General features: G+C 73.2%; 4 protein-coding genes. 2 read left to right on the plus strand and 2 right to left on the minus strand.

Annotated features, from left to right (window positions below):
* Window positions 1-1,609 (minus strand): chromosome segregation SMC family protein (locus SACPADRAFT_RS28670; protein WP_007026748.1); only part of this gene is annotated, 1,609 nt, incomplete at its 3' end.
* Window positions 1,610-1,810: 201 nt separating this feature from the next.
* Window positions 1,811-2,098 (minus strand): acylphosphatase, encoded by a 288-nt coding sequence (locus tag SACPADRAFT_RS34160; protein WP_233357212.1) that lies wholly within the window; start codon window positions 2,096-2,098, stop codon window positions 1,811-1,813.
* Window positions 2,099-2,258: 160 nt separating this feature from the next.
* Between SACPADRAFT_RS34160 and SACPADRAFT_RS0218490 the strand changes: the two genes are divergently transcribed.
* Both SACPADRAFT_RS0218490 and SACPADRAFT_RS0218495 read left to right on the plus strand, forming a co-directional pair.
* Complete coding sequence (locus tag SACPADRAFT_RS0218490; protein WP_007026746.1) at window positions 2,259-3,056, plus strand: hypothetical protein; 798 nt, start codon at window positions 2,259-2,261, stop codon at window positions 3,054-3,056.
* A 201-nt stretch (window positions 3,057-3,257) separates the two neighbouring features.
* On the plus strand, window positions 3,258-4,104 hold an 847-nt coding region (locus tag SACPADRAFT_RS0218495), incomplete at its 3' end, for an ROK family protein (RefSeq protein WP_007026745.1).

Genomic DNA, 4,104 nt, shown 5'->3' on the forward strand with positions numbered 1-4,104 from the left:
CGAGCGCGGCGGCCAGCGCCACCTCGTGCCCGGGTTCCACGGTGAGCAACGCGGCCACCGACCCGAGCAGGCCGGGCACGTCGTCGGCCGCGCCGAGCAGCGAGCCGGCGCCGTCCTTGCGGGACAGGCTCATCGACAGCGCGTCCAGGCGCGCCTTCTCCGAGGCGATCTCGCGTTCCGCGGTCCGTTCGGCCTTGACCAGCTCCTCCACCCGGGCCTTGGCGGCCGTGTTCGCCTCCACCGCGCGGTCGTGCCGTTCGCGCAGGGTCGCGTCGTCGGAGTCCTCGACACCGCCCTCGGCGCGGGCCCGCTCCAGCTCCTCCGAGGCGGCCTCGGCACGGGCCACGGCCTCCTCGATGCCGTTGGTGAGGCGTTCGACCTCGTCGGCGGTGGCGGTGCTCTTGCTGCGCAGCGCGTCGACCTGGCCGGAGAGCTTGGCGATGCCCTCCCGCCGGTCGGCGATGGCCCGGACGGCGGCCAGGTGCTCCCGTTCGGCCGCCTGCACCCGCTGTTCGAGCTGTTCCCGACGCTCGACGGTCTCCGACAGCAGCGCACGGGCCTGCCCCACGCCCTCGCCCAGTTCCTCCTCGCGGGCGGCGGCCTCCTCGGCCTCGGCGAGCAGTTCTTCCGGGTCCCGCCCGGTGCCGCCGGTGTCCACCTCGGCCGAGAGGTGCCGCCTGCGCTCCACCGCCAGCCGCACCGTGCCGCGCAGCCGTTCCGCCAGCGACGACAGCTTGTACCAGGTGTCCTGGGCGGCGGTGAGCCTCGGCGCGTCCTCGGCGAGCACGGCCTCCAGTTCGGTCTGCTCGGAGGTCGCCGCCTCCAGGGTCTGTTCGACCTCGGCGCGGCGGGCACGGGCCGCCTTCTCGTCGGCCTCCTCCTTCTCGATCTGGGTGCGCTGGGTGACCAGGTCGTCGGCGTACAGCCGCAGCCGGGCGTCCCGCAGCTCCGCCTGCACCACCTGGGCCCGGCGCGCGATCTCGGCCTGTTTGCCGAGCGGCTTGAGCTGGCGCTGCAACTCGGTGGTGAGGTCGTTCAGCCGGTCCAGGTTGCCCTGCATCGCGTTGAGCTTGCGCAGGGCCTTCTCCTTGCGCTTGCGGTGCTTGAGCACCCCGGCGGCCTCCTCGATGAAGGAACGCCGGTCCTCGGGCTTGGCCTGCAGGATCTCGGAGAGCTGGCCCTGGCCCACGATGACGTGCATCTCGCGGCCGATGCCGGAGTCGGACAGCAGCTCCTGGATGTCGAGCAGGCGGCACGAACTGCCGTTGATCTCGTACTCACTGGCCCCGTCGCGGAACATGCGCCGCGTGATGGACACCTCGGTGTACTCGATGGGCAGCGCGCCGTCGGCGTTGTCGATGGTCAGGGTGACCTCGGCCCGGCCGAGCGGGGACCGTCCGGAGGTGCCGGCGAAGATGACGTCCTCCATCTTGCCGCCGCGCAGGTCCTTGGCCCCCTGGGTTCCCATCACCCAGCGCAGCGCGTCGAGCACGTTGGACTTGCCGGATCCGTTCGGCCCGACGACACACGTGATGCCCGGTTCGAAGCGCAGGGTGGTCGCCGACGCGAAGGACTTGAAGCCCTTCATCGTCAAGCTCTTCAGGTGCACGCGGCGTCGACCTTTCGCTCACCGACTTCGGTGTGTCCGATCGGATGATGCTACCCGCGCCGATTTGACGCACGTGGGAGCCGGTGCTCCCGCGTGGCAGGGTGGGCTCGCGGAGCGGAGCCGGTCGGCCGCGTCGACGTCCGACGGCCGCGTCGGCGCTCACTCGGACGACGGTGTCCGGCTTCGCCGGGACGGCCCGCGTCAGCGTTCGACGAAGCCGTCCAGACCACCGCGCGGTTCGGACCACCGCTCGACGACCGTGCGCACCCGGCCGGGCGAGTTCCCGGTACGCAGGATGTCGAGCAGTCGTGCGCAGTCCCGGCCCGGCCCTTCGGCCACGACCTCCACCCGGCCGTCGGGGAGGTTGCGCGCGTGGCCCACCAGGCCGAGTTCGAGGGCCCGGCTGCGGGTCCACCAGCGGAAACCGACGCCCTGCACCGAGCCGTGCACCCACGCCGTCAGACGGGTCGTCTCTGTCTCGTCAGGCACCCCGCCATCGTGCCGCACCACGGTGGTCGGGACCGGTGCGAGGTCACGTGTGTCGCATTCGCCGCGTGTCCGGGGCGGTGGTAGTGTCCCGCGACACGGCGGTGCCGGGGGACGCTGGACCGATCTCTCGTGCACAGGTGTCTTGTCGAAGGAGTCGGGCATGACGAACTCGTCCGGGGAACCGACGCGGGTCGAACTCGCGCCACCCCGGGAGTCCCCCGGCAGACTGCACCGCACCGGATACCTGGCGCTGACCGCTGCCGGACTGTTGGTCTGTACCGCCTTCGCCGCCGTCGCCCAGGTGGCCGCACCGGAGGAGGACACCGGCGACCACCGGGCCGCCCCGACGGACGGCCTCACCGACGACAACCGCAGCGGGGGCGGTGGCCCGGAGCTGATCCCCGGACAGGCCGTCCCCGCCGACACGACCGTCGTCGTGGACGGCGTCCCCGTGACCGGGACCCTGCCGTCGTCCACCGACGCCCCGACCACCGTCGTCCGGGTCGGCGACGACGGTCGGCAGACGACCTCGGTGGTGCCCCCGCCCCCGCAGGACGGGGACGACGAGGACTCCGATACGGGGCAGAGTGACGAGTCGACCCCGCCCGACCGCGGCCCCAACCCGACCAACCCCGTCCCGACGGGAACGACAGAGCCCACGGATACGACACCGACCGACACGGAATCCACCGAGCCCTCCGGTGACGAGCCCGGAGAGACCACGACCACCGGGTCCGATCCCGGGGACGGGGACGGAGACGGGGACCCGCCGGAGCAGGGTGACGGCGGCTCCTCGTCCCCCGCCGCGGCCACGTCGTCCGGGGCCACGACGGGGGACGGCACCGGCACCGTGACCGGCACCGTCGCGACCCGGACGCCGGGAACCACCGGCACCACCGGCACGATGACGGTCCCGACCGGCGACACCGGGACCGGCACCGACCGACTGTCCCGGTGACCGGCCGCGCCCGTCCACCCGAGGTGTGCGCGGTCCCCGTCCCGGATCGCCCGGACGGCGCAATCACGGCCCCCTGAACCGGGACACCCGTCACCCGGCGCCGCTCTTCGGGCATCCGACCGCCCCGCTAACGTCCACCACGAACAGAAGTTCGTTCGTCGCGAGATATCATCCGGGGAAGTGAGCACAAGGGGGTCCGTGGTGGACGAGCCGAGTACCGAGCTGGTGGAGAGCTCCGCACGCCTGCTCGACCTGATCCGCAGCGGAGCCGCCGACACCCGGCCCGCGCTGAGCGCCCGGACCGGTCTCGGCCGCACCGCGATCACCCAGCGCGTCACCACCCTGCTCGACGCGGGCCTGCTCGAGGAGGGCGACCTCAACCCGTCGACCGGTGGGCGGCAGGCGCGCGCGCTCCGGTTCCGCCGGGACGCGGGACGCATCCTCACCGCCGAACTCGGCGCCACCGGCTACACGGCCGGGGTGACCGACCTGATGGGCGCCGTCCTGACCATGCGGCACTGCGACGTCGACATCGCCCGGGGTCCGGAGGCGGTGCTGTCCGAGGTCGAGTCGACACTCGACGAGCTGCTCACCGGCATCGGCGGCGCCGCGGAGGACGTCTGGGGGGTCGGCCTGGGCCTGCCTGGGCCGGTCGAGTTCGCCACGGCGCGCCCGTCCGAGCCGCCGATCATGCCGGGATGGAACAACTACCCGGTGCGCGAACGGCTCGGCGCACGGTACGACGCCCCGGTGTGGGTGGACAACGAGGTCAACCTTCTCTGCCTCGGAGAGCTGCGCACCCCCGGGTCCGCGGTCGACCTGGGCGACCTGCTCTACGTCAAGGTCGGGACGGGGATCGGTGCCGGCGTCAGCCACGCCGGGCACCTGCACCGGGGCGCGCAGGGCTGTGCGGGCGACATCGGGCACGCCGCGGTGTCCGACGACAACGCGGTGGTGTGCCGGTGCGGAAAGACGGGGTGTCTGGAGGCCGTCGCCGGGGGCGCGGCGCTGGCGCGGGACGGGACGGAGCTGGCCCGGTCCGGGGCGA

It is taken from the genome of Saccharomonospora iraqiensis subsp. paurometabolica YIM 90007, assembly GCF_000231035.2.
GTDB classification, from domain to species: domain Bacteria; phylum Actinomycetota; class Actinomycetes; order Mycobacteriales; family Pseudonocardiaceae; genus Saccharomonospora; species Saccharomonospora paurometabolica.